This window comes from Singulisphaera rosea, from assembly GCF_054877945.1.
Genome location: NZ_JBTYIP020000002.1, coordinates 703,893 through 730,870, shown reverse-complemented (window position 1 = coordinate 730,870; position 26,978 = coordinate 703,893). Strand labels below are relative to the sequence as shown.

Annotated in this window: 10 protein-coding genes; 4 read left to right on the top strand and 6 right to left on the bottom strand. The window is 64.7% G+C overall.

Annotated features, from left to right (window positions below; translation table 11 throughout):
• Positions 1 to 258: 258 nt before the first annotated feature.
• Both ACYOEI_RS05985 and ACYOEI_RS05980 read right to left on the bottom strand, forming a co-directional pair.
• Complete coding sequence (locus ACYOEI_RS05985) at positions 259 to 603, bottom strand: hypothetical protein (protein WP_462848434.1); 345 nt, start codon at positions 601 to 603, stop codon at positions 259 to 261.
• A gap of 261 nt (positions 604 to 864) precedes the next feature.
• On the bottom strand, positions 865 to 12,420 hold the full coding sequence (locus tag ACYOEI_RS05980) for a hypothetical protein (RefSeq protein WP_462848433.1): 11,556 nt from the start codon (positions 12,418 to 12,420) through the stop codon (positions 865 to 867).
• 283 nt (positions 12,421 to 12,703) lie between these two features.
• Between ACYOEI_RS05980 and ACYOEI_RS05975 the strand changes: the two genes are divergently transcribed.
• The 4 genes from ACYOEI_RS05975 to thiO all read left to right on the top strand — a co-directional run bounded on the left by ACYOEI_RS05975 (position 12,704) and on the right by thiO (position 18,876).
• Complete coding sequence (locus ACYOEI_RS05975; protein ID WP_462848432.1) at positions 12,704 to 13,303, top strand: ECF-type sigma factor; 600 nt, start codon at positions 12,704 to 12,706, stop codon at positions 13,301 to 13,303.
• Positions 13,303 to 16,755: a protein kinase domain-containing protein gene (locus ACYOEI_RS05970; protein ID WP_462848431.1), complete on the top strand. Its 3,453-nt coding sequence runs from the start codon at positions 13,303 to 13,305 to the stop codon at positions 16,753 to 16,755. The genes ACYOEI_RS05975 and ACYOEI_RS05970 overlap by 1 nt, the downstream gene beginning before the upstream one ends.
• Before the next feature lie 97 nt (positions 16,756 to 16,852).
• Positions 16,853 to 17,710 (top strand): hypothetical protein, encoded by an 858-nt coding sequence (locus ACYOEI_RS05965; RefSeq protein ID WP_462848430.1) that lies wholly within the window; start codon positions 16,853 to 16,855, stop codon positions 17,708 to 17,710.
• Between the two features lie 26 nt (positions 17,711 to 17,736).
• Positions 17,737 to 18,876, top strand: a complete 1,140-nt coding sequence (thiO, locus tag ACYOEI_RS05960; RefSeq protein ID WP_462848429.1) for a glycine oxidase ThiO — start codon at positions 17,737 to 17,739, stop codon at positions 18,874 to 18,876.
• A gap of 600 nt (positions 18,877 to 19,476) precedes the next feature.
• On the opposite strand, the gene ACYOEI_RS05955 is transcribed toward thiO, so the two are convergent.
• The 4 genes from ACYOEI_RS05955 to ACYOEI_RS05940 all read right to left on the bottom strand — a co-directional run bounded on the left by ACYOEI_RS05955 (position 19,477) and on the right by ACYOEI_RS05940 (position 26,828).
• Positions 19,477 to 19,659, bottom strand: a complete 183-nt coding sequence (locus tag ACYOEI_RS05955; RefSeq protein WP_462848428.1) for a hypothetical protein — start codon at positions 19,657 to 19,659, stop codon at positions 19,477 to 19,479.
• Between the two features lie 471 nt (positions 19,660 to 20,130).
• Complete coding sequence (locus tag ACYOEI_RS05950) at positions 20,131 to 21,306, bottom strand: cytochrome c biogenesis protein (protein WP_462848536.1); 1,176 nt, start codon at positions 21,304 to 21,306, stop codon at positions 20,131 to 20,133.
• Between the two features lie 1,658 nt (positions 21,307 to 22,964).
• Positions 22,965 to 25,193 (bottom strand): cytochrome c biogenesis ResB family protein, encoded by a 2,229-nt coding sequence (locus ACYOEI_RS05945; RefSeq protein ID WP_462848427.1) that lies wholly within the window; start codon positions 25,191 to 25,193, stop codon positions 22,965 to 22,967.
• 312 nt (positions 25,194 to 25,505) lie between these two features.
• The gene (locus ACYOEI_RS05940; RefSeq protein WP_462848426.1) at positions 25,506 to 26,828 is read right to left on the bottom strand and encodes a DUF3754 domain-containing protein; all 1,323 of its coding nucleotides are present in this window, start codon (positions 26,826 to 26,828) and stop codon (positions 25,506 to 25,508) included.
• Positions 26,829 to 26,978: the final 150 nt, after the last annotated feature.

The following is a 26,978-nucleotide window of genomic DNA, read 5'->3' as shown; positions in this document are numbered from 1 at the left end:
AGTTCCCGATCGCTCGTCCTCCGTACACGCTGAACGCCATGTCGAGGAAATGGGTTCGCTTCCGCAGGCGAGCAAACCGAGCACATCCGGCACTTCAAAGCCGACCGACGCCGTAAACCTAATCTCAATGAACAAGCGTTAAAAATATAGAATTTGTAATAATTTATAAAAAAATAAATGAACGAATTGGTTGCGCTTCGGCGAAATTCGCAAGGGTCCGAGATTCCCATGCACCGAGCAGGGGAAGTCGGCATCGATTCAAGCGATTTCGTCGTCGAGTGATGCGGGATCGATCTTCTTGCTGTCCACGAGGACTTGTGAATCCGCATCGCCCGAGGCGGCGATCCCATAGCCGAACCCGACCGACATGATCAATCCCGGGCAGATGATCACCATCCCCGCTCCACCACTGAAGCCTTCTTGATTCCGACTGACTGCGAGACGTAGGCAGGTGATGATGAGCATCGGCAATAGGATGCACAGGGTTCCCAGGGCGATGCTTCGAGCATCCTTTCGGCTTTGGGCCCCGACGATCAGGAGGGTGAGAAATCCCAGAATCACCGTGCCCACGGTCAATTGAAAAGATAAGAAATCGAGGCTCATCGTTGTTGGGCCCTGGTCGCATATACGAACGAACCTTGTCTCGCTGCGTAACCCATGGCAATCGAGTGTACGAAAGATGGATGTTTGTGAAAACCGGAGGCGATTGCGACCCTCGCGTTACTGGTGAGACGTCCAGGCTACATATTCCGGACCGTTTCAATGGCCGCGGACCACCCTCGGGAAGCTCGAATCGAGCCTCCCGAGGGTGGTCCTCAAGCGTTGATGAGATCCTATGAGCCAAAAAGCGCGAGGGACTCGCCCTCAACGGGAACGCCGGAAGGGGTTTGCCCGGAGCCATTGGCTGCCGACGAAGGCTCTGCTGGAAATGCCGGTTCGCGATGGAACGGGGCCAAAAGTTCCCAGGTAGTCTGCGGGGCGACCTTCGACGTTGGTGAGGGGGTGGCCCTGGATGTCCCTCAGGCCAAAGCGTGACGTGGTGATGATCCGGAACTGCCCGGGTCGTCCGAGGTCAAAGCGGCGGCGCAGGATGAGTGTGACGGCCAACGTGTTGGGGTCGTAGATCGCCCAGCGGACGGGGACTCGGACGTAACGCCCGCCCCCTCGGGGCCCTTGTATGAAGATGGCGACGCGGTAGTTGCGAGGAAAGGATGCGGTCGCGGGGTTGAGTGCACGGTCGAAGTTGACGACGACTCGGGTCGGCCCCGTCATCGTCGGGTTAACGGCCTGGATCGAGATCACATTGGGGCCGATCGTCTCGACAGGCTTCGGGCTAACGACTGCGTTAGCGGTCGAGGTCCCCAGGCGTCCGGTTGGGCCGCGTGTTGTGTCGATCGCCGTGACGGCAATGGCGAAGGAGCCCGGCGACCCATAGTTGTGGGAGCCGATGACCTGGAATCCGCCGGAGGGCAGGGCTGTGACGGTGCCAACCGTCGGGGAGGACCCATCGCCCCAGTTGATCGTCACGGAGTATCGGCTCGCCGTGGCGGTCGGGTCGGCGTCGACGATCGTCCCGACAACCCCAGAAAACGGAGTGCCGACCGTCGTCGTCAGCGGGTTCGCGCTCACAGACAGCGGCCTGGACGCATAGATGTCGGGGACGGTCACGGCGCGGGCCCACAGGAGCGAGACGCCGTCGGTATTCGCCCCGAGGTCGAATGGGATCGCCGAGTCGAACTCGCCGCTCGAGTTGAGCGACCAGGCTTGCGCGTCGCCTGTGGTCGCGTTCTGAAGCAGGATCTCGGCTGAGGGGCCGCCGGTGATGTCGAGGGCCCCGGCGACCTCCCACCCCTTCGGGAGCTTGCCGACGATCCGTTCCGACAACCGCTGCCCCGACGAACCGAGGAGTGTGGCGACGAGCGTCCCGTCGTCCCGCCGCCAGAGGAGGTCGGGGTTGTCGTCGCTATCGATGAGGGCTACGTCAACCAGAGCACCCTGGACATCCGCGGCCGGGAGCGGACTGGTCCGAATCACCTGGTCGCGGTCCATGAACAGGACCTCGACGTTGCCCGTCCTGGTGTTCTGGTAGAAGAGGTCGGAGGAGCCGTTGTGGTCGAGGTCGTTGATCGCGGCGAGCTTCGAACCGGCCGGCACGGGGATGTCCAGGGTCGAGGCGCGGGCGATCCGAGGATTCGCCCCGCCGATCATTTCCCAGAGGATCACACCGCCCGTCGAGTCGTTGGTGAGCAGGACGTCGGGGGTGGCGTCGTCGTTGAACTGGCCGACGCCCGCGACGCGCCAGCCGGGGCCGGGGAGCGTCCCGATTTCGCTCGACCAGAGCCGGCCCGAGTCGTTGCGGTACTGGACGTAGACGTCGCCTGTGGAACGGTCGGTGAGGACAAGGTCGTTGCTCCCATCGTTGTTGAAGTCGGCCGAGCTCGAACCGATCTTCACGCCGTAGTCGGCACCCGTGATCGTGGCCCCCAGCGCATTGAATGTGGCGTCGGTGTTGGCAGCCTGATAGGTGACGCTCATGTTGTTCGCCACATTGTTGACGCCAAGGGAGAGCCGGACGTGGTAGGTGATAGGAGCCCCCGTCTTGTCGAAGACCGGTAGGCTGGCGATGCTGAAAGCGCCCTGGGGCGAGGGTGTCTGGCTCGGCTCGCCCGGGTCGAGGTGATTGTTGTTGTTCAGGTCGACGTAAACGAGCACGCCGACATCGAGGCCCGGATCGGTCGCCTCATCCCATTTGCCGTCTCCGCTGGTATCGAGGAATACGGTCCCCTGGATGACCCCGGTCTCGGAGCCGGCGATGTGGACCCCAATGTCCTGGCCGCCCGAGGGGGTCCCGGAGGTGAGGCCCATGAGGAGGGTGCCGCCGGTGACGTTGTGCCAGGTCACAAGGGTCCCGTCGGCGGTGAGGGTAAGCAGGTCGCTCTGCCCGTCCCGGTCGAGGTCGGCGGCGATTGCACCGACGTTGTTCGAGGTCGCGGTCAGGTACATAACCTGGCCGTTGGCGAGCTGCGCGGAGCTCGAAGAGTAGATCGGGCCGGAGTTGCCAAGCGCCCCTTGCATGCTGAAGAACTGGGTATTGGATGGGACGAGGAAGACGAACGCCTGCCCGGGCGCGAGCTGGTTCAGCGCGACCGGGCCCGAGCCTCCCCAGTCCGGGTCGTTCGCCAGGCCGCCCCTGAGGAGACCTTGCAGGAACCCGTCCGCTCCGGCCCCGACCTTGGGAACGGAGATGGTCGAGCTCGAGAGGTTCACGAGCATTACCTGGTCGAATCCGTCGAACTGGTTGCCTCCCAGGGTCGTGTGCGTGCGGATGAGGGCGGCGAAGGCGCCCAGGGGCTGCCCGCTCGTGGCGATCGAGCTCGGCAGGTTCACGATCCCGTAGGAATAGGCCCCGCCGACCAGTCCGGGGATGGTGGGTACGGAGGGCGCCCCCGAGACGAAGGGGTCGGTCACGCGCACGCCCTCGGTCTGGGTCGTGGTGCCGGTGACGGACCAATCCGACGTCGAGACCGTCGAATTGCTCCCATAGATGAAACGCCCCGCGCCACCGACGGCAGTCGGGTTGCTGTCGCCTCCAGCCCCGCCGGCCGCGTTCACGGTGACGGAATTGACGTCGAGGACCGACCCGGAGATCCAGATGGTTCCTCCGGCGCCGCCACCGCCTGCGCCCCCCTGGCCGCCGGCTTTTCCGGCTCCGCCGGAGCCTCCGGTACCGGCGGTCCCGCCATCGCCGCCGGCGTTGGCCTGATACTTATTCCCGAGGCCGTCGTGACCGATCTGGCCGGGGTGTCCGGCCGTCGGCCCGACCGCTTGCGGTGAGCCGGGCTGACCCGCCGTTTCGTCATTCGGCGCGGTCCCACCGGCCTGGCCCGCCGCGCCCTGGGTGGCGAAGTCGGCCTGCGTGATGTGGACCTCACCGAAGGCGAGGATCTCGAAGGCCCCTCCGCCGCCGCCTCCATTTCCACCGAGACCGCCGGTCCCGCCGTTGCCGCCGTTCCCTCCACTACCGCCGGTCCCGCCGGTCCCTCCGCCGCCTCCGGTGAGGTTCGGCACGGTGGCGCTACTGCCGACCCCGCCGCCGCCACCACCCGCGCCCCCGGCACCGGGACCGCCGCCACCCGAGCCACCGCCGCCTCCACCACCACCCGAGCCGCCCCCGGCCCCGCCGGTCAGGATCAGCCCTGTCACGGCATTGGTGCCGCCGAGGCCGGTTTGACCCGGGGATCCCTGCTGCCCATCCTGGCCGTTGGGGGCCGTCTGCGAGGGGTTGCCTGTATAGCCGGTATAGTGGGTGTTGAGGCCCCACACACCGCCGCCGCCCCCCGTGCCCACGTCGGTGTTCGCCGTCGCTTGTCCGTTGGTCCCAGCTTGACCGTTCTGTCCCGCGGCACCACCCCCCTGGGGGTTGTTGAGACCACCCGAGCCGGCTAGCCCGATGGTCCCCGCGGTGCCGCCTGTCCCCGGTTGGCCACTGCCTGCCGTGTTGCCGCCGTTACCGCCGGTCCCGTTGCTAAAACCGGAGCCGGAGCCGCCTCCTCCACCGCCACCAGTGCCCCCCGCGCCAGAGGCTCCGCCCTGACCTCCCGTCCCACCAGTCTGACCCGCGGCGCCCACTCCTCCCCCTGACCCGGCAGCCTGGCCCGAAGCCGAGACGTCGAAGACGGCACCCGTGGCGACGGTCAGGTTGCCTCCGACGACCAGCCGGACCGGTGCGGCTCCGACCGTGGTGATCCGAGTCGCGGGGACGCTCAGGTCTCCCTGCACGATGAATTCCGCGACACCGTTCACGACGCGTGCAGTGAACGCTTGGCCGAAGATCTCGTGCGGGTTGTCATCGCCGTCGCCCGTGACGGTGAAGTTGGTGGTGTCGATCACGACCGTCGCGTCCACCGACGTTGGTGGTGTTGCCGGTGGTGTCGTTGTTGTCGTAGGTGTTGTGTCGATGGGCTCGGTGATGGTGCCGATCGTGGTCGACGAGCCGAAGCGAGGCCCTTCGACCAGGGCGAAGTTGGGGCCGAACTGCGCGGCCGGGTTGGTGAAGAGGATCACGTCGCTGCCGACGCCGACCAGCACGTCCTGCACGAGGCTTCCGCCCCCTCGCAACGAGGTGGGCATGGCGAAGGCCGGCCCTCCCGACGTCGTGAAGGGAGAGGACGCTTTAAGCGTTGCCGTGCCGTTGAGCAAACCGCCGACGACCACCGTGGAGTGCGTTGCGTCGACCGCGGCGACGTAGGTGATCTGGCTGTAGACGTCTCCAAACAAGTTGCTCACGCTCAATCGAGATTTGGGCGGAGGGGCCGCGACGGAAACGAACTTGGTCGTGAAGGCCGGCCCGAGGTCGATCTGGAGCGTGTTGCCCTGGGTGAAGAGGGCCAGGTCGGTGATGCCGTCGCCGTTGAAGTCGCCCAACGCCATGTCGGTGAGGGCTGGGGGAGCGGTGACGACCTTCGGTGGAGTCGGCTTGCCGGCCGCCGAGTCCCAGGTGAACGAATATACGTTCGTGCCGGAGGCGGAGGTGTCGGCCGAATAAAAAGTGGGGGGACTCGTGCTGTTGTCGACCGAGAGCAGGGTGTCTTTGCCGGCGAACTGCGTCCCGAGGACATGCACGGGTGCCTCGAAGCGACCGAATCCGTCGCTCAGGACGACCACGACGCCGCCGTTGGCCGCGGCCACCAGGTCGACGAGGTGATCGCCGTTGATATCGGCGAGGAGCAGGACGTTCGAGCCGGGAGCCGTCCCCGGTTTGAGCCCCGTCGCGATGCTGGTGACCGTCGACGTGCCGTCGGCCTTGGCCAGGCGGAGGATGATCTTGTCACCGGTGAACACGGCGACGTCGGTCAGGTTGGGATTCCCCTGGAGCGATCCCACGCGGATGTCAACCGATTGTCCCGGTGCGATTCCCAGCGAGCCCAGGTCGAGGGAGGGGACGAACTGCGTGGGCGCGTCGGCCGGCGTCGTCCCCGAGGCGTTGCTGGGGAGGAGCGTCCGCAGGAAGGTGAAATCGGAGGCGCTCGTGAAGTGGAACTCGCCGGGGTTGTTGAGACTTCCGCTGGTCGTGGTCTGCCGCCCGCCGATGCCGGTCAGTTCGACGGTGTAGCCCGGCAAGCCGGGCTCGCCGGGGTCGTGGATCCCGTTGGAATTAAGATCGCTGAAGAGCACGCCGCTGACGCCGGTGCCCGATGGGGTCGCGACGCCCGTGAGGCCGAACGACAGGCCGCCGAAGTCGGTGCGCTGAGACGTATCGACCGAATACGTCGGGGCCGAGTTGGTGACGGCCACTCCGGCCGGTGCATGGACGGCGACCCGGTAAGTGTCCGGTGTCCGGAATTGCGCCGACCAGTACCCCTGGGCGTCGGTGACGACGGAGGTCACGCCGATGACCTGGGAGAAGCTGCTGGTTCCCTGGAGGTAGACGACCTGTGTCCCTTCAGGCGCGGCCGGGTTGCCGGCGGTGAAGGGACTGTTGTTCGAGGAAATACCCGATGTGCTGCTGAAGCTCCATGATGTGCCCGGTGGGGCTTGCTTAAATGTGCCCGGTGCGAGCGTGGGCTGCTCGAAACCTTGGTCGTCGGGGGCGGGGACGATCAGGGCGACGTCGTCGAGGAACGCGGTGTTGTCGCCGCCCGCGTCGTCCAGTCCTTTGAAGGTGATGACGTGCGTCCCGGCCGCGAGGTGCAAGGCGGCGGTGGTGACCGTTTGATACGAGCCGCCCGTCGGCGTCACCTTGTCTGCGACCACGACCCCGTCGATCAACACTTGGAAGTCTTGACGGCTGCCGGCATTGGCACGTTGCGCGGCCTGGAAGCGGAGTTGGTAGATCCCGGCCGCCAGGGTGGTGGTCGTCTGGGTGATGGTGCCTGTGTCCTGGAGGAACGCGACCTGGTCCCCTTCGGGGGCGGGCGGGTTGCCGTTGGTGAACGCGCTGTTGTTCGCGGAGACACCCGAGTGGCCAAGGAAGGTCCACGGGGTGCCGGTCGGATTGTATTGGAAATTGCCGGTCCCGACCGACGGTTGGTCGAAGCCTGCGTCGGACACCACCGTCGCGACGATGGCAATATCGTCGATGAATGCGGTGTTGTCGCCTCCGGCGTCATCCAACCCCTGGAAGGTAATCGTCGGGGTCCCCGCCGGCATTGCGAAGGCGGGAGTGATGTAAGTCTTGTAGGCGGTCCCCGTCGGTGTCACCTTCGCGTCGACGACCGTGCCGTTGACCAGGATCTTGAAATCCTGGTTGCCCCCACCATTCCCGCGCTGGGCGGCCTGGAAGCGGATCTGATACGTCCCGGCCGGGAGTGCCCCGAGTGGCTGGCCAGAGGTTCCCGAGGCGGTCGTGTCGGTGATATTCACCACCACTCCGGGCAGGCCGGGCTCGCCGGGGTCTTGCTGGCCGTTCCCGTTGAGGTCGTCGAACACGACGCCCGAGAGGGTGACCGGATGGATGAGGAGGAAGTCGTCGTCCGTGGCCCAGGGGTTCGCGTGGTCGATCGAGACGGGGAAGCTCGTCGCGGAGTTGGCCGACAGCGCGTCGGGGAGGACGTAGCGGACGGTCGTCTTGTAGGACGCTCCCGGGCTGGGAAAGTTGTAGAGGAACTGGTAACTGCCGTCGGAATTGGTGAGGACGTGCGCCTCACCCGGGTCGTACTTGTTGTTGTTGTTATCGTCGAGGTACACCATCACTCCCGGGATGCCCGGGTCTGCGAGGACGCGCGTCCCTGTCGCGTCGAGGTCGCGGACGACTTGGCCCTGGATCAAGCCGGTCTTCTGATAGGTGAAGAGCTGGTTCTTGTCGTCTCCGGTGATCTCGACATACGTGGTGAGGGAGCCGTCGTCTCCTCGTTGTTGGAGCGCCCCGGTGATGGGGATGAAGCCGGGTTGCTTGTCCCAGATCTTCACCTGATACCATTGCCCCTTGGGCAGGTTGTAAAAGTTGGCGTGGCCATTGGCGTCGGTCAGGAGCGAGACCGGGTTCGCGATTCCCGACGTCACGAAGACGTTGGCGCCGGCGGCCGTCTGGCCCGAGATGGCGGGTTGCGACGGGGCCGTTGCGAAGGTGAACGTCGTGGGGCTGAGGACGGCGACGACGTAATACGTCAGGCCGTCGGCCAGTCCGCTGGTCGCGTCCGCCAAGGACTGGAAGACGAACGCCTGGCCCGGGGCAAGGTTGTGGGGCGACTGGGTCGTGACCACCGAGGTGCGATCGGTCGCCGAGGCCGCGGCGATCGACTTGGCCACGGTCAAGTTCACCGGGGTGGCCGTGATGAGCCAGTTGGGGAGGTCGTTGGCCGTCACCGCAGGCTCGGTCGTCGGATTGACCACGTCGACCTCGGCGATGAGCTCGGGCTGCGGCAGGAGGGCCTGGCTGACATAGGCCGGCGCGGTGGGCGAGTGGGTGCCGTCCGTCGCGACGACGTAAGGATAGACGGCGAAGTCGGGCAGGCCGTTCATATCGAAGGTGACGGTCGCCGTTTGCCAGCCGTCGGCGTCCGCGACCGAGGCGGTGGACAGGTCGGAGGCGCGCACGGTCAGGAACCTCAGGCCATCAGCGCCGGTCTTGTCGTAGTCGTAGGAGAAGTTGAAGAGCGTATTCTTCGGGTCGGTCGTCCGGTACTTGAATGCGAGGGTGACGAGATTCGGGTCGGCGTCCGTGAGGGGCCTTCCCAGAGCGTCGGTCGGCGCGGTGATCGCGTCGACCGCGGCCACCTGGGGAGGCGGCGAGCTGAACGTGGCATGCCAGCCCTGCGTCGGGTCGTTCGGGTCATTCGCCTGCGGCGGTTGACTGACGTCGCTGGTGAGCGTGAATGTGATCGGCTGCATCGGCAACGGGTCGTACGGGTCGAAACCCGAAGAGTCCGGGACGGGGCTCGCCTGGAGGATCAGGTTGTCCGGTTGCGAAAGGTCACCGGAATACGAAAACCTCACGCCCCCGACGTCGACCGAGGAGTCCTTGGCCGTCTTGCTGGTCCAGATGACGGCCGTCTGGCCGTTGACTGTGGCGTAGACGCTCGTGGAGTCGCTGTTGGGGGAGATCGGGAACTGGAATGTGCCCGAGGAGGCCGTACTTTGGTCCTGCCGGACCGCCGTGGCCGCCGGAGCGGGAGGGGTATAGGTGGAGTTGTAGGTGTAGGTTTGCTTGTCCACTCCGGAGGGAGTGTCGTTGATGATTTGCTGGATCGCGTCGGAGCCGAGCAAGGTGAACTTGTTGGCGAGGAAGTCGTACTCGACGCCGACCTCCCAGAACAGGAACTTCGCCCAACCCGCGATGATCTGCGGCCCGGGATTGATCTGGCCCCCGGTGGCGTTCAGGTCGGTGATGGGCGCCCCGCCGGCGGTGGTCGAGAAAGTGAACTCGGTCCCCGCATCATTGACGCTGGTGACGTAGTAGATCTGGGTCGTGTCGAACGTCGATGGGGCCGGCGTGTTCAAGTAGGTGAATTTGAATGGGTCGCCGACCCTCAGATACTCCTTGTCCTTGGTGGTGACCTCGCCCGACTGGATTTTATCGATATCGGGGCGTTCGGTAGTAAGCTCCAGGGCCGCCCCGACTTCACCGAGGTTGTAGCCGCCGATGATGGGGATGAAGTCGGGGACGTTCAGGTCGAGCGTCGCGAGCGCGTCGATCCTCCCCGGCGTGATCAGGGCGCGGATGTGTCCGTCGAGGAAGTCCTGGTAGAACTTCAAGTCGACGTCGATCTGATACCGGCCGATGGCGTAGTTGGCGTCGAGCTGGGCCGAGCCCGACGCGAGGCCCCCGGCCAGGAGCATCGAGCCGGTGATGTCGACGTCCCCGGGGGTGTATTTGCCCTCGGCCGTGACCTGGATCAGCGAGTAGGAGTTGCCCGCGACCTGGATGCTCTCGCCGAACGAGGCGCCGAGGACGGCGTCGATCGAGACGTTGCTCTTGTTGAGGTTCTCGGCGTCCAGGCCGATGTCGGTGATGAAGCCGCCCGTGTCGAGGATCGGGATGCCCGGGTCGAGGCCGCGGAGGTCGACCGCGAACCCCTGCACGATGAAGTTGCCGGCTTCTTCGCCGAGTTCCAGCTTCACCGTGATCCTCGTCCCCTGGAACGAGCCTTCCTTCAAGAGGACGATCGTGCCCCCGACGAGGAGGTCCCAGTCCTGGGCGCTCTTCTCGGAGAACCCGATCGTCACGTCGTCCAGCTCGATCGGGCCGACGACGATCTCGGGGATGACGAGCTTGAAGCCGTCGAGCTCCCAGTGGCCGGTCTTGGTGAAGACCTTCAGGCCGTCGCCGTCGCCGCCTTCGCCCAAGGTGACCGAGACCCCCTTGAGCTGCGGCAGGGTGACCGTCCCACCGATCAGGAAGTAGTCGTCGGAACCGTCCCCGCCCCCCTTGTGGTAGCGGAGCACGAGGTTCTGCGCGGCGAGCTGGAGCGGGCCGATCTGGAACGTGCCGGAGGCGGTGAGCCGCACGTCGGTGTTGTCGGGGAAGGTCAGGCCCTGGTCGGTGATGATCACCCCCCCCTGGGTGAGCGCGACACCGACGAGCGAAACCCCCGACGACCATTTCCCGTTCGAGTCGGGCGTCTGGTCGCCCACGGCGAGCGAGGCATTCCCGGTGACCTGGATTTGCAGGATCGTGCCGTCCGAGTGGAACGAGCCCCGGAGTGTCAGCGCGAAGTCGTGGAGCTTGAGTTTGTCGGCGAAGGTCACGTTGTCGGAAGGTTTGGTCCCAACCTGCGGAGTGACCGTGACTGAGGCCCAGAAGGATTGGACGTGGTAATCGCCCGCGGCGTCTTGCTTCATCACCAGGCCGTCGTGGGTGGACCCGTCGCCCAGCAAGGCCGAGAACTTCGAGCTCCATCCCGCGACCGCCAGGCTCACCCCGCCGTTGATCTTCAGCGTGCCGAGGTGGGTGATAGGATCGAAGGTGTTCGCCACGGCGAGTTGCGACACCGTGAGGTCGACGAAGCTGTCGACGGGCCCTCCGCCGTTGGATTTGCCGAGCTTCAACTCGCCGGTGATGTAGAACGCCCAGTTCGGGATCGTGACGACGCCGCGACTATCCTGGGTGATCTCGATACCGGGGACCGAGCCGTCGGAGGAGCCTAGGATCACCTGAAAGTTTCCGGCGATCGTCGAGCTCGCCGTGAACACGCCTTGAAGTTGGCCCGAGATCTTGAGGTCCCAGCCGTCCTTCGGGTTCGGCAGGGAGCCGGGGGCCCCGGCGTTGAAGGAGAACGTGACCCGGGCATCGCCCGACAGCGAGAAACCGCCGGCCTTCACGGGAGCGCCGGCCGTGACCACGCTCCCACCCGCGTCGGCACTGGCGTCCATCACGGGGACGATCGCGTCGGGGTCGGTGGAGAACTGGAACGTCTTCGAGTCGATCACCTTCTGGACGTAGTACACGACGCCGTTCTGGACGTGCTCGGGATTCACCAATCCCGAGAAGGTGAAGGCCTCGCCCACCGTGAGTCCGTTGTCATTTGTGGTCTTGACCTCGGAAAAGACGACCGGATGGATTGAGGCCACGGCGAAGGTCTGATCGCCACCGAAACCGACGGTGGCGGTCACCGAGTCGGTCCCTGTGGTTTGATTGACGAGCCCAAGCGACCCGGTCTCGTCGATCGTGAGGGCCGTGGCCGCGTTCCCCATGTTGCCGCCGAGGCCGAACCGGAAACTCGATCCCTTGTAGGCGACCGACTGGAAACCCTGGAAGGTCAGCACAGATCGGCTGATCGAGGTCTCGGGGGTCATGGACATGTACGTCGGCGTGAAGGCGGCGCTCAGGCCCGAGCCGCTTCCGTCGGCGACCATGCCGATCGGGAGCGAACTCGTGAGGCTCACATTCGCCGGGGCGTCCTCACTGCCGGGGATGCCGGCCAGGCCGTCCGCCGACATCGAGCCGGCTCCGTTGAGTAACTGGTAGCTCCCTTTGATCGTGTTTCCCGACGACGTGTCATTCCGAATGATGTAGAGCCCGACCGACCATCCGAACGGATCGGCCTGGAGTGCATCCGGGGTGACCGTCACGGCGCCGCGCGCGACGAGTTGAGGTTTGAACGGTTGCCCGGGCGTCTCGAGCCCGATCGCGGTCCAATCGTCCGGGTTCGTCCCGAAGACTTTGCTCTTTCCGTCGTCCGACGCGCTCCAGGTGTTGTTCGAAACGAAGAGGAGATTCCCGAGTTTGGCGGTGCGCTTCGGGTCGGAGGCGCTGGGGAGGGTATGGTCGAATCCTTCGATCCAGCCATCGTCGCCCAGGCCGGCCGTGGGTTGCGGCGTCGGGCTGAGTAGTGTCGATACGGCCGCCGCCCCTCCGGGAGCGTCCAGGACGATCCGGCGTTCCAACCCTTCGAGAAATGGTCGACGACCTCGAGTGACCGGACGGGCCTGCGACGGCGACTTGGCGTGGCGTCGTCGCCGACGATCTTGGCGGCTGCTCATGGTTGGCTTTCTCGACGAGGTGGACTCGTGGTGTCGGCGTCCGGGGACGAGGTCGCATGTTTCGTTTCGACAACGGGGGCATCGCGGCCCCGGGGCGAGGGCGATCGGGCTCCTCGTCGTCGTCGACCCTTCAAACGACGCGGAAACCCCGCCGAGCCGCGTGGCAACGAAATCGTTCGTTGAACAGGTCAAGCGAACTGGGATGCGTTACCCCGGGGAACTCAGCCTTGCGTCTCGCACATAGACATCCGAGAATGACCTCGATGGACTGTCACGTTTTTTGATGTTCCTTCGATGGACGACCGGGTCGGGTGGTATGACCGATCAGGGGAGTGCTGGGGACGAAGAAGAATCGCGCCCGGCGGCGGAATACCTGCCGGTCGTCTATGCGGAGCTGCGCCGCCTGGCCGCCTCGATGGCGGTCCGGCTTCCCCCCGGCCAGACGCTCCAGCCTACGGCCCTCGTCCACGAGGCCTATCTCCGCCTCGTGAGGCATGAAGATCCGGGTTGGAACGGTCGTCGCCACTTCTTCGGGGCCGCCGCGCGGGCGATGAGAGATATCCTGGTTGAGCAGGCGCGCCACAAGGGGGCGCGCAAGCATGGAGGAGGCTCGCGTCGCGTCGAGTTGACCGACGGCCTGGCCGTCATCGAGCCCCCCGCCGACGACCTCCTCGCGGTCGACGAAGCCATTCGGAAGCTCCAGGCGGAGAAGCCTCACCTCGCCGAGATCGTCATGCTTCGATACTTCGCCGGGCTCGGCGTGGAGGAGACGGCCGCCGTCCTCGGGGTCTCGGCGAGCACCCTGGCGCGCGAGTGGCGATTCGCGCGGGCCTGGTTGGCGCGTCGGCTCGGCGATACGACGCTCCGGCCGGGGGAGGGCTGATGGGCGAGGGGACGGAGGACCGCCTCCAGGAACTGTTCGACCAGGCCGTCTCGACTCCGGCTTCCGATCGGGCGAGCTTCCTGGACCTGGCCTGCGAAGGGGATCCAGGCCTTCGGGCCGAGCTCGAAGCCTTGCTCGCCTGTGACGCGGAGTTTGACGATCGAGGTGAAGCCGAGGGGCTCCTCAGGAGTCCTGTCCTCCGACTTCCGCGGACGGAGGTTGGTGAACTGCCGAAGACCTGGAACCCGGCTCCTCCCGTTCGGATCGGGCGATACCGCATCGGCCGCCGGATCGCCGAAGGGGGAATGGGGGCCGTCTACGAGGCGGAGCAGGACAATCCCAGACGGGTGGTTGCCCTCAAGGTGGTCCGACCCAACCTGACCTCGTCCGAGGTCCTCCGGCGGTTTGTCCACGAGGCTCGGATCCTCGCCAAGCTGCACCACCCCGGCATCGCCCAGGTCTACGAAGCGGGACTCGCGGACGATGGGAAGCCATTTTTCGCGATGGAGTTCGTCCGCGGCTTGCCCCTCGATGAGTTCGCCAATCGCAAGGAACTCGACCTTGTCGCCCGAGTCGCTCTCCTGGCGCGTGTTTGCGAGGCGGTGCAGCACGCCCACGATCAAAATGTCATCCACCGCGATCTCAAGCCCGCGAACATCCTGGTGGAGGATTCCGGCCAACCGAAAGTCCTCGACTTCGGCGTGGCCCGCGTGACCGGGGCCGACCCGATGACCGGGGTCGGACTGACACAGACCGGCCAACTCCTCGGCACCCCAAGCTACATGAGCCCGGAGCAGATCGCCGCGGATCCCGCGTCGATCGATCGCCGAGCCGATGTCTACGCCCTGGGCGTCATCCTATTCCAGTTGGTGACCCATCGCCTCCCCTACCGACTGGAGGATCGACCGCTGGTCGAGGTGTCCCGCCTTATCCTCGAGCAGGATCCCCCACGACTCAGCTCGATCGATCGCGCGTTGCGCGGCGACCTGGAGACGATCGTGGCCAAGGCGCTCGAGAAAGATCCCTCGCGTCGCTACCACTCCGCGTTAGCCATGGCGGAGGATCTGCGTCGCTGGCAGGCCAACGAGCCGATCCTGGCGAGACCACCGTCGACTCTCTATCACCTGGGAAGGTTCGCCCGGCGACACACCGCCCTGGTCGGCGGTGTGTTCGCTACCGCCCTGGCCTTGCTGCTGGGAATCATCAGCACCTTGGTTTTTGCGATCGGCGAAGCCCGCCAACGCGGCGAGGCCGAGCAGAACGCACGAGCGGCCCTCGTCGAGAAACGCGAGGCCCTGTTCCAGGCCTATTGCGCCCGGATGGCGGCCGCGGCCGCGGCTTTCTCGGTCCATGACATCGTCGAAGCCGCTCGAGAGCTCGACGCGGCGCCGGTGGATCTGCGAGGTTGGGAGTGGCGTCAACTCCACAGCCGGCTCGACGACAGTACGACGGTCATCCCATTGGCCGATGGTTCGGGCGGGGTCCTCGTCCCTGGCCAGGATCGACTGCGATTCGGCGTCGTGGACGTTACTGGGTTGCGACTCTTCAACATGGGCGGGCGTGAAGAGTTGTCCCTTCGCTTCGAAACACGAAACAAATCGCTCGTGAGTGCCGTGGACGGTCGCCAGGGGCTCCGAACGGCCGTTTGGTCGAAGGAGGAAACGTTCGACCTCTACGACCAGGGCAGCCATCGGAGCGCCCGTATCGACTACCGGGAGCCGATCTCGGTGCGCTCCGCGCTGAGTCCGGATGGCACTCGGCTGGTCCTACCCAGGAACGAGGGTGGTCGGATTCGACTCGGTGTCTACGACGTGGCCTCCGGCCGGGAGATCTCCCGGCTGGACGGACATCCCGCGAACATTTGGGCCTTCGCCTTCAGCGCTGACGGCACCCGGTTGGCGTCGGCCGGCGAGGACCGATTGGCCCGAGTCTGGGATCCGTCCTCGGGCGCATTGATTCAGACCTTCCAGGGGCATGAGAACAAGGTCCTTGGCGTCTCCTTCAGCCCGGACGGCGCGCGACTCCTCACGACCTCGGCCGATGGAACGGTTCGTCAATGGGATGTCGCGACAGGCCGAGAGCTTGAGTCGCCTTACGACCGCCATTCCGGGTATGTGACCGCGGCCTCGTACAGCCCGGATGGTCGACAAGTGGCCTCGACGGGAAGCGACCGTACGGTCCGAGTCTGGCAGGCGAAGGGGCGGCGGGATGTCGCCGTCTTGCTCGGACACACCGGGAACATTACCGACATCGCGTTTGACCCCGATGGCCTCCGGCTCGCCTCGCTCAGCCAACCGTCGATGCTGAACTTCGCCGGAGACCAGACGATTCGCACCTGGCTCGTCGACCCGAACGCGACTCTCCCGGTCCTGCGAGGACATACCGGAGACGTCTACCCCGTGGCCTACAGCCCTGACGGTCGCCGGATCGCCTCGGGAGGCTGGGATCAGACCGTCCGACTCTGGGACGCAACGACAGGAGAACTTTGCGCGACGTTGACCCACCCGGGACCAGTCCATGACCTCGCCTTTGCCCCGAATGGGACGTGGCTCGTGAGCGCGAGCCTCGCCGACAGCCGCCTGAGGATCTGGGATGTCGTGACCGCTCAACTTCGTCGCGAGATCGAACTGCCACCCGGTAGTCTTCGCTTCCTCACGATACGTCCGGACGGTCGAAGGATCGCTGCGACGTTGACACTGCCGAACTCCGAGGAGGCCGTCATGTACGTCTCCGACCTGGAGTCCGGCAGATGCCTCTTCTCTGGCACGATGGTCAGTATCGAATACAGCCCTGATGGTCGCTGGCTGGCCGTTCGAGAGAATGATCCGAAGATCATCTCCCTCCTGGACGGCGAGAGTCACGAAGTGGTCAGGCGACTGACAGGTCATGAGGAACGGATCTCGTCGGCTTCTTTTAGTCCCGATGGACGTCAACTTGCTTCCTGCGGTCACGATCGGACCGTACGCGTTTGGCATCTCGAAGATGGCGGATGCCAGGTGCTCCGAGGACACACCGATGACGTTTTCGCGGCCGCGTTTCACCCCGATGGGACGCGCCTCGCGTCGGGGGGACGCGACCGCGTGATCAGGATCTGGAACCTCTCGCGAGGCCAGGAGGTCGCGCAACTGCAGGGACATACCAGTTATGTTTGGTCCCTGGCATTCAGCCCCGACGGCGCGACCCTGGCCACCGGCTCCGGCGACTTGACCGTCCGGCTCTGGGATACGGCTCCGCTCAAGGTCCGCTATCAGGCTCGCCGAGATGCCGAGCGATTGCGACCCGAGGCCGAAAGGTTGGTCGACGCCTTATGGCGAGAGTCGCCTGATCCTTCCCGAGTCGTGGACGCCATCAAGGCAAATCGCGGACTCGACGAGTTGCGTCGAGATGCCGCGCTACGTGCCGTCTTGAAGCGATGTACGTCGCCCGAATCCATCACGAGTCCTCCCCACTGACCCGCACACCCTTCCAGGACGGCCGCGGAATGGCCAAGACCTTCGGGCTTCTGTTACCATCGAGTCCTACCGTGTCTTGGGGAGGGATCGGTTACCCATGGTTGCGTCGCATTGGATCGTCGTCCTGGCCCTGCTCGGGGGCGACTCGCTCGAACCCTTGGGGCGGCTCGAGCACACTCCGATCCGTGAGGCGTCGGGAATCGTCAAGAGCCGACGACATCCCGGGATTTACTGGGTCCATAACGATTCGGGAAATCCGCCGGCGATTTTCGCCGTGAGGCGCGACGGCACGTTGGTCCGTGAATACTCAGTCGCGGCCCCGAATATCGACTGGGAGGATATCGCGACCGACGACCAGGGCCATCTGTACCTCGGTGAGATTGGCAACAACGGGGGACGTCTCCCGTTGCGGGCGATCCATCGGATCGATGAGCCCGACCCGAAAGTCGCTTCCGACAAGTCGCTCCCGGTCACGCTCACGAGCGTCTACCGATTCTCTCCGAAAGACGAAGGCCCCGGCCGGTTCGACGCCGAGTCGTTGTTCATCGACGGGGGCCGGGCGGTCCTCGTCGCGAAGACCTTCGACGGCCGAGACGCCGAGCTCTTCTCCCTCCCCCTGGAACCTCCCGCGTCCCTCTTGAAGCCCGCGACTCCCGTGCTCGAGGGACGCCTGGAGGGCTTCACGGAGCCGGCGACGGGCGCGGACCTCTCCGCTGACGGTCGACGATTGGCCGTCTGCACGTACCGAGCCGCTCGGGTTTACGAGCGAACGGGCCGAGGCCCGTGGGTGCGGGTCGCCACCGTCTCGTACAACGCGGAAGGAATCGAGGCGATCTGCTGGGATGGAAACGACCTGCTCGTCGCGGGCGAAGGGCGGGGCCTTTTCAAGATTCACGAGGCTGCCTGGCGAACCAAAGGCGCTCCGGCGCATGACGATCCCGCCGGTCCCCGCTAGGCCCGGCCGTCCCTTGCTGAGCATCCATGTCGAACCCTGACGTCATCATCGTCGGCGGCGGAGTTATTGGCCTGTCGATCGCGTACGTACTCGCCCGAGAGGGCGTGCGCTCGACGGTGCTCGACCGTCGCGAGTTGGGACGGGAAGCCTCCTGGGCGGGGGCGGGGTTGATCCCCCCCGAGTCCGAACGTCCCACGACCCTCCCGATGGGAATTCTCCGATCCTGGAGTGCCCGACTGTACCCCGAGTGGTCGTCCGCGCTGAAGGATGAGACCGGGATCGACAACGGCTATCGTCGCACCGGTGGAGTCGATGTCGCATTCACTCCCGAGGAAGACATGGAGCTGAAGACGTCGGCCGGGCGTTGGCGAGTCGAGGGGATCGCGTACGAACGACTCGCGCCGAGTGACTTCGGTCGCGTCGAGTCGGCACTCAGTCCCGAACTTCGCGTCGCCTACTTCCTCCCCGATCGGGCCCAGATCCGCAACCCGAGGCACTTGCGCGCCCTGGCCGCCTCGGTGCTGAAGCGCGGGGTCTCGCTCCGGCCGGGGAAAGCGATCCTTGGGTTCGACGTCGAGGGAGGACGCGTCACGGCCGTGAGGACGGCCGACGGGCCGTTGGCTTGCGGTTACGTGATCCTCGCCGCGGGTGCCTGGTCGGGGCACCTCCTCGAGACGGTCGGCGTACGGGCCCCGACTCCTCCGCTCAAGGGACAAATCGTCCTCCTGCGAAGCCAACGTCCGCTACTCTCGAGGATCGTCGAACACGGCAAGAACTATTTGGTCCCTCGCGACGATGGACGGATCCTCGTCGGGGCGACCGAAGAAGACGCCGGCTACGACTCCAGGACCACGTCGAGTGGCGTCATGGAACTCCTGGGTGAAGCGATTCGACTCTGTCCGAGTCTCGCGGGGGCCGAGGTCGAAACCGCCTGGGCCGGCCTCCGGCCGGGAAGTCTCGACTCCCGCCCTTACGTGGGCCCCGTCCCGGGTCTCGACAACCTGATCGTCGCCACCGGCCACAAACGCGCCGGACTGCAACTCTCCCCCGCCACTGCCGAGGTCGTCGCCGACCTCGTCCTCGGGCGCACTCCTCGTGTCGACCTCTCGCCCTTCCGGCTCGATCGAGAGCCGAGTGAATTCGTGGACGAGGCCTTTCGTTCCTGAGGAGCGTGGCATAATTTTGACTGGCGAAGTCGGACAGAACTCAGGCTTTCGCTCCGCTCTAAGCCTTCGATACGGGAAGGGCCCGATCTGCTTCGGGTGCCTCTTCGTCCGCGCCTTGGAAGCCCGGAAAGCCGGCGACTCGGAAAAGCACGGTTTGGACACGTCAGAACGTCAACTCAAACTGACGTCGAAGTCCATCGAACGTGAATACGCAGTATTTCAATAAGTCTCTACCTATCAATACGTCGAACTCATCGCCCGAGAAATCGCACCCTACCACGGGCAGATTCGCGACCAAGGGGCTACTCGTACTTTCACCGATGACGAGGCAAGCATCATAAGCATTCCGAACGACTGGCGCGACGCCCGTAGTCGGCGTTCGAATCGAGATCCTGCCATGAGACGCAAGCCTGAGTCGACCAACGACCTGAGAGTTAACCGCAGTGCAAGCGGCACCGGTGTCGATCAGTCCGAGGACCCGCTCCGGAGCTGAATATGGGAGGCCCGCCTGCTTTAGGAGGTTGACGCGTTTATTTCCCAGCATGTTCGTAATGCTTAGTATGGCGCCCTGTTTGGTGATCGCTCCATTTATGTTTGGCATCATCGGACTTCGCGGGAGAAATGATTAACTGGCTCCGACTGCTGAATTTTTTTCACCAGGAACGGTTCAAGCCCATACTTGTGATAACCTGCCTCCAACGCGTCTTGATAAGAATCCCACATGCCCAGGATTTCATCCCCTTTGATGACGACGAAACGGCCTTCGCTCGAGAGAATTTCCATGAGATTCGCTTGCTAGGTTGCCATCTCATGTTCGAGTGCCATGTCTCACCTGCCATTTCTGTTGGAACATGTTGAACCTCCCTGTGATGGAGCCGACGCTCAACCTTTGCATCGGCCGAATCTTTCTTTGGCTCTATCTCAATTCTTCAGCATGGTCGTGGTATGCAGGGATCGTATCGCAATTCTAGGCGCGGTTGGTTAACTGGAGGTGGTTGAATCCGCATCCGTTGTCGAGGACCCAACCAACCGATAAATCAAAACAGGTCATGATCTCTTCATGTCGAGACGACTGAGCTCGGATCTCCATCCTGGGAATCCGGGAACTGGCTCGATCCACTTCCCGCTCGACGGCTATTTCAACCATCGTCAGACTTGGCACTTCGTTTTCTCGCGAGCCACCAAACAGAAAAAGATCCGGCCACCTTCTCAGGATGGCCGGATCCATCGTGTGTGCAATTCCTCGGGCCCCAGTCAGACCGAAGCGGTTTCCTTCGCGGGGCGGGAGGCCAATGCTCGCCGCCAGGCCGCCGCGGCGGCGACGGAGAGGACGGCGAGGACGACGGCCCCGACCACGCCCTGAGAGCCACCTTCGACGAAGCCGTAGCTATGGAGGCCGACGCCGAGGACGAAGTTGACGCCGTACCAGGCCATGATGACCGAGAGGAAGCAGGCGACCGAGGCCATCACCAGGCCGAAGGTGTTGACCCAGCCGGCGAATCGGCCGTGGAGTGGGATCAGGTAGATCAGCAGGGTGATGAGCGCCCAGACTTCCTTCGGATCCCAGCCCCAGAACCGGCCCCACGAGTAGTCGGCCCAGATGCCGCCGAGGATTGTGCCGGCGGCGATCAGGAGGACGCCGACTTGCATCGTCCGGTAGATGAAGTTCGAGAGCGGCTTGATCTTCGCGGCCGTGGCCTGCATGGCCAGGCCCCGAGCGTCGAGCTGGGGACGGTTCAACGCGGCGCGAGCCCGGATCTCCGCCACGGTCGGCTTCGTCAGGGTGGCTACGGCTCCCGAGTCCTGCTCACCGATGGTCACCGTCTGAACCGAGGTCGCCGGGGGCGAATAGGAATCCTGGTGGAACCCTTCCGAAGCGACATCAAGGGGTGTCTCGCGGAAGGTCGCCCGACTGACCAACTCTCCCAGGAGCCCCCCCAGGCCGACGATGGAGAGGACGCCGCCGACCGCGGCCAAGGCCGAGGCCACGTAGTAAAGCATCGTCGCGCGATCGTCGGGGAGGTCGACTCCGAATTCGCCATACGAGGCGGCCACCCCGAACGCCCCGATCGCCAACATCGGCAACCCCGGGACCGCGGGAGCTCCGACCTCCACGTAACTCGGCGATCGTCGATAGGTCGCGGTGAGGTAATAGAGGGTCGCGATCATCCCGAGGCCCATCGCCAGGGCGAAGGCCGCGTAGCTCGAGACCTCGGTCAGGACGTGGATCGCGAGCCAGTAGTTGCTCCGCAAGACCGGGGTCAGTGTTCGGATGCCCGGGTCGAGCAGGGGGGTATTCGCCGCGAGGAGCGTCCCGAGCAGCGCGACCCCGGAGCCCGCCAGCGCGGCGAATCGCTTGCGATAGATCAACTCGAAGACGAGTCCGAGAACGGCCGAGACGAGCGAGACCCAGATGACGGTCTCATACATGTTCGTCACGGGGGCCCAACCCGAGATCAGAACACGCATCATGAAGCCCTGGATCTCCAGCCCGATGCCGGCGATCAAGCCCAGCAGCCCCCCCGCATAGATGGCCGTCCCCGACCACCAGAGGGGAGATGGCTTCTTGACGCTCATGAAAAGGAGGCTCACCGAGAGAAAGGCGAGTGCAAGACCGTAACCGTACGGGGCTTTGAAGAATGGGTTGGTCGCGTTGAAGTGGGCCTCGAGGTCCATCGACTCGGTCGTCGGATAGGTCTCCTTGCTGAGCTCGAGACCGAGGCCTCGGGCTTTCGCCAGCAAGTCGTCCGACTTCGCGGCCGCGATGAGGCCAGGGCTGTCCCCTTCGGCCGTCTCGGCATCACGGTACGCGGCGAGGAACTCGGAGGTCGCCTTGGTCGGGAAGCCAGCCTTCTCGAGGTCCTCGGGCTTCGAATCGAGCAAGACCCGCAGCGGGACCCAGACGGAACTCTTGCGGATCCAAGCCATGAAGTTGTCGTCGAATTGCTTGTTCTCTCCCGGCGTCTCCCACTCGTCCGAAGGGAGGTCGTTCAGGTAGCCCCAAAGCAAATTCGCGCTGTCGAGCTCGAGCAAAGTGAGCGACTCGCTCCCTTTCTCTTTCGCCTTCCGGAGGGCGGCAGTCCCGAACTTCAGGAAGCTCGGATTGCTCGGGTGGGGCATGACGAGCAGCGGCTCGATGGAGCGGATCGATCGGTCTCGGACCGCCTGGTAATGGGCGAGGCGGGTGCCGACCTCGATCGCTCGCTTCTCCACGTCGGTGAGCTTCGGGGCGTTCGGGTTGGTGTTCCCTTCGGCTTCGCCCTTCTTGCGGGCGAGGTCACGGAACCAGGTGTCGAACTTCAAACGCTGGCCATCGACGGTGACCTCGGCCGTCTCGAGCTGGCGAGGGGTGAACCACTTGTGCGACTCGGTCAGCATCGCGGCGAGCGACTCGATCGCCTTGCGGTCCTCGTCCGTAACCTTGGACGACGCCAGGAAGCGATCGAGGGCGGCGGGGGAGAGCTTGCGGTCGGAGGCGAGGGCCTTGAGTGCCGCGCGATCGGCTTCGGCGGTCCCCGGCCTCGCCGCGGCCGCGTCGAGCCTGGCCTTGATGACGTCGGCGAGGATCAACCGCTTGAGCGGGAGGTATTCGGTCAGGATGAACGGTTGGTCGTCCCAGAACTCGGGTCGGACGGCCCAGTCGAAGGCCGCGCCGATCGGACCCCAGGCCCCGACGACCTTGTTGGCGTCGTCGTGAAGGGTGATGGTCTCTCGGCCGAAGATCTGCTTGACCTCTTCGCGGGCAACCGTGTCGAACGGCTTCTTCCGGCCCGCGTGCATGACCGGGAGCTTGCCCAGACGCTCGTAGGCCTGGCCGATCCCGACTGTCTTCTTTCCTTCACTCGAGTCGGCCGCCTGCACGGGGAAACCGACCGCCCATGCCAGGGGGAGGCCGAGGAGGAGCCACCCGAATCGTTTCATAAGAATCTCCCGGCTTGCAGAGCCAACGCGGTAAATCTTGGCAGTGGTTTCGGGTCGAGGAGCTTCGGGACGGAGGTCCGTCGCGGCTCGAATGTCAGGCGTATCGGCCCGCGTGGCGAGAGGGGCGGCAACATCGTCGGCCCCTCCTTTGGCGGGCGGTGGCGGGCCTACAACGGCTCGTCCGATTCATTCACGATCGTGACGCCCGAGCCGGGCGGCTCGCCATTGGCCTGGGCATTCTTCCTGGCGAGCTTGGCATCGGCGACCGCCCGCTCACGCTTGCCGCCGTCGCTGAAGAGGCCGGCTCGCATGTAGAATTGAACGAATGCCCCGAGCACGACCAGCAAGCAGCCGAAATACTTGGTCCGCCGACCCGGGTCGTTGCCGACCTGGAAGATCGACTGGAACCGGCCGGTCGGCCGATCGGTGACGGGGTCACGCTCCCGATTGTAGCTCGACTGGTAGAAGGTATAGCCGCGGTGTGTCAGCGGTTCGTTCATCGTGATCGTGTGCGGCCTGTCCTTGATCCCCACCGCGGGATCATTCAGCCGAATGTTGCTGGTATAGCTCGCGGCGTTCTCGGTGCCTGGGTCGAACTCGACCTTGAACTTGTCGAGACCGAGCGTGAAGCCGAGGTCGCTGCGATCGACGTCGTACACGATCTCGTAATCGCCGGTCGGGAAGGAGATCCGCCGGGGGATTTGATCGAGCGTGTGCGAACGCCTAATCCAGAATTCCTTGGTGTTCGGGGTGCCGCCGTCGCCCTTGACCGTCATTTCCACGAGGCTCGCGGCGATCCCCTCGTTCTGCTTGCCCTTGGCCAGGACGATGGGCACGCAGACTTGTTCCTCGCGGCCGGCCGGCAGGTATTCCTCGACCGAGAACTTCACCGTCATCGGCAGGTTGGGGTTACCGCCGAAGGCGACGATTTCCTTGCCACGGTCCAGGGGGCCGGGCGTGGAACGGATCTCACCCAGCCCCTTCGCCCCTCGACCGAAGACGCGGTAGTAGAGCGACCCGTCCGGTGTGCCGAGGACTTCGACGAGGCCGAACCGGCCGTTGGTCTTTGGGTTCAGCTCGGGAGGGACGAAGTAATTGATCGCGAGCAAGGGCTCGACGTTCGGCCTGTCCGGCGAAGCCGAGGGGAGGATGTTCGGGGCCATGGGGAGCGAGCCCCAGCCGTGGTGAAGGACCTCGGGTCCACCCCCCTTGCGCACCTTGAAGTTGGCGACCATGATGCCGGGCTCGTCGAGCATCCTGTCGAGGCCTAACTCTCGAGTCGGGAGCTCGGAATTCCCGTCGTATTTGATGGAGAGGTCGCTGTCGGGCAATTCGATCGTCTTGTCTTTCTGCCCTTCGAGATTCCAGTCGTGGATCCGTTCCTTGCCCGTTCGATCCTTGTAGTGGAGACGAGCGACGCCGTCCGGTCCCGCCCCTTTGGGAGGATTGAGGAAGTCGTCGACGAGTTCGCGACGGTCGACGTACATGAAGGCGAACTGGGCGGGTCCTCGGGACTTCGCCCAACGGAGGAAGCGTTGGTAACGGGGCAACTCGTCGATGGTGGGCGTGAACCAGCGCTCGGACTCTTCGGGAAAGAGGTCCATCTCCTCGCGGGCATTCGGCGGCTTCACCTTGGGCCGGATCTTGGCCATCGGATAACCCCGGCTGTCGGCCTTGTGCGACATGGTCCACATCGACGCCGGGAGGTGAGATTTGACCTTGAAGACGAACGGGTCGTCGCTGCCGGTCAAGACCTCACCGTCGAATGCCTTGTCGGAGCTCCAGGGGTTGACCGCGTTGAGGGCCGACGCGAAGATCGTCCGAGGGCGAGGGCTCCCCGGTCCCCACGCGAAGTTGCCCGGCCGGAACGGGAGCTTGTATTCGTGGTCGCCCACCGGCATCTTCGTGGTCGCGTCGATCGGGCGCACCCGGATCACCGGGTAGTCGAGCCGGACGAGCTCCCCCTTCGTCTCCTTCACCAACATCCCGAGCTGGCCTTCGTCCGAGGACTTGAGGCTCACGAACGACCCGGCCAGCAGGATGAGGAGGCCGGCATGCGTGATCACGAACCCCGTCTGGCGTCGCTTCCAGGGGAAACGAATCAAGGCGGCGCAAAGGATATTCATCCCGAGGAACGCGAGGAGGATCGCGAACCCTTTGGTCTGGTAGATCCACTCCTGGACCGCACTAGGCCCATACCACGACTCGAAGAACGTGGCGTAGGCCAGGACCGCGGCGAGCATGCCCAGGCTGATGACCGCCAACTTTAACGAGGCGAAGAACCGGTAGAGCCCGTCCGCCACACGCAGGAGGCCGCCCAGCAAGGAGGAGCCACCCGTCGTCGCCGACGGGAGACGAGGAGCAGGCGAAGGATTCTTCCTCGTGGCGGTCGCCATGATTTTGCACCTAGCGGGAGGGAGGATGCCGTTGGCTTGGACCAATGGGCGGGGGCGATCGTCCCGACGTTACCTTCCGACTTCGAAGCCATATTGTAGCCGGACCGCGACGACCCAACCAGATGCACGATTCCGTCGGGTCGGCGTGATTCGGTACGTTGGCAAGGCCCCACCCGTTCGATGGCGAGACCTCGGCGTTGCCCTATTCTTGGCGGATCACTCGTCGCGGGCAACCATGATTTCGATGGATTTTTGATTTTTGTTTTACAATTGCTCGAGAAAGGCCCCTCTTCGCCTTCTCGTTCCGTTCGATCAGGTGTACCGAAAGGTGTTGTCCCACTGACGATCGAGCACGCGGAGCGCTTGCTCGAACGAGACCGCGTGGAGATGGCCCGACGGGTCGCGTGAGGCCAGCCCGAGATGGAAGAGCTTGCCGAGTGCGTCGGCGACCTCGAAGTTGATCTCGATGCCCGTCCTCTGCTTGAGGAACTCCTCGATCTGGATGTCGAGTTCGGGGACGGTCCACGCCTTTCCGATCCGTTCCGAACGCCAGAGGAAGAAATAGGCGAGCATCGCCTCCTTGTACTCCTCGTCCTCGGCCGAGTCGACGACGCGCGTCAACACGCTCGCGTTGTTGGCGAGCGAGAGGTAATAGAGTCGATAAATCATCTCGTGAAGATGTTTTTGCTTCGCGCGATGGAAGCCGAAGAATGAGTTTACCCCCGCGCTGATGGGGGCGACGGCCAGCCCCATGAGCGCCCAGGGGCTGAGGGTGATGGCCGCGAACTTCATGACCATGGTCGAGAGCCCGACCATGAGCGGCGAGGCGATCTGTGCCTTGTCGATCCAACGCATCCGGACCTTCGTCCCCTGTTCGGGGAGGTGCATCTCCATGTCGACGTGGGGGACGTCCTTGAACATCCGGAGGTACACGACGTCGGACCGGACGAACGGGCCGAGCTCGAGCCCCGGCTTGAACTTCAAGGCGACCACCAGCCGCTGGTAGGCGTCCAGGCGGACCATGCGCTTCCGGAAGCCGGTCTTCATGGTGCGGCAGCGCCGCGAGATCCGGGTATAGCCCCGGAAGTACACCTTGAGGTGTTCGAACAGGGAGAAGTCGGGGATGTAGGTCAGCCCCAGCTCGTTGGGAGCCGTAATCGCCGCGCGAAGGTGGTCGAGGTCGAGCTCGCTGAAATTGGCCCGGATGAGCATCTGATCGAAGGGTTCGAGGAACTCCTCGTCGGACTGGGAGGTGAGGGGGCGGGTGTGCCCCTTGATGGTGACGTATTCGGAGTCGGGGTCGAGCGGGGCGTAGAGCTCTTTGAGGGTGCGGAGTTGGTCGTAGTATTCGCTGTGGAACGTGGCGCCGAGGATTCTGCTCAACGCGTGGAAGGCTTTCCGGTCGTCGTCGGACAGGTCGGGCTCGGCCGCGAGGAGCCGATTCAGGTCCCCCTGGCGGATCGGCAGGGAACGCTCTCGGTTGTCGATGCCCGCGAGCTGGAACTCGAGGTCGGCAACCTCGTCGATCGGGAGCGCGGAGAGCGAGTCGGGGTCGGGGTCAGCCTCGGGCTCGCAGGGGAGGCTGGCCAACCGTTCGTCCTCGGAGACCGCCGACGGATTGGGTGTCGTCGCCATAAAGGGAACGCTCGGTACGCCATCACCTGGTCGCGGACCCCGCCTCGAAGCGGGCGCTCGAGATCCTCGAGGGTCCATCCCTCGGTTTCCTTTCGGAGTCCGGGCCGCGAATCTTATGGGAATTATACCGAAACGTGACGCGAAGGCCGC

What these genes read in the sequence shown, in the direction of transcription:
- ACYOEI_RS05945 (WP_462848427.1), bottom strand. Translation starts at nt 25,193, where the DNA reads ATGGCGACCGCCACGAGGAAGAATCCTTCGCCTGCTCCTCGTCTCCCG.
- ACYOEI_RS05975 (WP_462848432.1), top strand. Translation starts at nt 12,704, where the DNA reads ATGTTCCTTCGATGGACGACCGGGTCGGGTGGTATGACCGATCAGGGG.
- ACYOEI_RS05955 (WP_462848428.1), bottom strand. Translation starts at nt 19,659, where the DNA reads ATGGAAATTCTCTCGAGCGAAGGCCGTTTCGTCGTCATCAAAGGGGAT.
- thiO (WP_462848429.1), top strand. Translation starts at nt 17,737, where the DNA reads ATGTCGAACCCTGACGTCATCATCGTCGGCGGCGGAGTTATTGGCCTG.
- ACYOEI_RS05950 (WP_462848536.1), bottom strand. Translation starts at nt 21,306, where the DNA reads ATGTATGAGACCGTCATCTGGGTCTCGCTCGTCTCGGCCGTTCTCGGA.
- ACYOEI_RS05970 (WP_462848431.1), top strand. Translation starts at nt 13,303, where the DNA reads ATGGGCGAGGGGACGGAGGACCGCCTCCAGGAACTGTTCGACCAGGCC.
- ACYOEI_RS05940 (WP_462848426.1), bottom strand. Translation starts at nt 26,828, where the DNA reads ATGGCGACGACACCCAATCCGTCGGCGGTCTCCGAGGACGAACGGTTG.
- ACYOEI_RS05985 (WP_462848434.1), bottom strand. Translation starts at nt 603, where the DNA reads ATGAGCCTCGATTTCTTATCTTTTCAATTGACCGTGGGCACGGTGATT.
- ACYOEI_RS05965 (WP_462848430.1), top strand. Translation starts at nt 16,853, where the DNA reads ATGGTTGCGTCGCATTGGATCGTCGTCCTGGCCCTGCTCGGGGGCGAC.
- ACYOEI_RS05980 (WP_462848433.1), bottom strand. Translation starts at nt 12,420, where the DNA reads ATGAGCAGCCGCCAAGATCGTCGGCGACGACGCCACGCCAAGTCGCCG.